Consider the following 847-nt stretch of genomic DNA (forward strand, 5'->3'; position numbering starts at 1 on the left):
CTAGGCTCCAGACTCATTCATGTCCATCCGAGGAGGATGGCGGCGATGGCGACGGCTGATGCGAAGTTGGCGGCGAGCTTGTCGTATCGGGTGTGGATGCGGCGCCAGTCCTTCAGCCGTCCGATGGTGCGCTCGATGATGTTGCGGGCCTTGTAGGCGCGCGCGTCGAAAGGCTGCGGGTTCTTGCGGGTGGGGTTGTTCGGGATGACCGGCGTGGTGCCGCGGCCGAGCAGGAAGTGGCGCAAGCCGTTGCTGTCGTAGGCGGCATCGGCGGCGCAGAGTGCCGGCGGCGGCAGGTTGGCCAGCAGGCCGTGAGCAGGCCGCAGATCGCCCATCTGTCCGGGCGTGACGGTGAAAGCGAGGACGCGGCCCGCGCCGTCCACGACCAGGTGGATCTTGGTGCCCCGTCCGCCGCGCGAGCGGCCTATGGCCTGGAAGTCGGCCCCCCTTTTCCGCCCGCAGCCGAGCGGTGCGCTTTGGCGGTGGTGCTGTCGATCAGGTGCAGCCCGCCCGGCGTGGCCTCGACCAGGGCGGCGAGCATGCCCGCCCAGATGCCGCGGCCCGACCAGCGATGGTAGCGGTTGTAGATCGTCGTCGAGGGGCCGTAGCAGGCCGGGCAGTCCTGCCAGCGCCCGCCGCTCTTGAGCATGTGCACGATGCCGCTGATGACGCGCCGGTCGTCCACCCGCCGTGCGCCGGGCTGGTTCGTCGGCAGCAGCGGCGCAATCGCCGCCCATTGCCGGTCCGAAAGCCAGAACTCACCCGCCATGACCCAAGCTCCGCTACCCAGCAGCTTGAATCACACCCCGCCGCGTCGCGCCTAGAACTGATTGGGTTTGGAGCCTAG

Annotated in this window: 1 protein-coding gene and 1 pseudogene; both read right to left on the minus strand. The window is 69.3% G+C overall.

Going from position 1 to position 847, the window contains the following annotated elements:
* Positions 1 to 17: 17 nt before the first annotated feature.
* Positions 18 to 629 carry an IS5 family transposase gene (locus KTR66_RS24645; RefSeq protein ID WP_249732427.1) on the minus strand — a complete coding sequence of 204 codons (612 nt, stop codon included), beginning with the start codon at positions 627 to 629 and terminating at the stop codon, positions 18 to 20.
* Positions 602 to 769 (minus strand): annotated as a pseudogene (locus tag KTR66_RS24980) (transposase); the annotation flags it as partial. The gene KTR66_RS24645 and the pseudogene KTR66_RS24980, both read right to left, overlap by 28 nt.
* Between the last annotated feature and the right edge of the window lie 78 nt (positions 770 to 847).

The organism is Roseococcus sp. SDR (assembly GCF_019083995.1).
Taxonomy (GTDB): domain Bacteria; phylum Pseudomonadota; class Alphaproteobacteria; order Acetobacterales; family Acetobacteraceae; genus Roseococcus.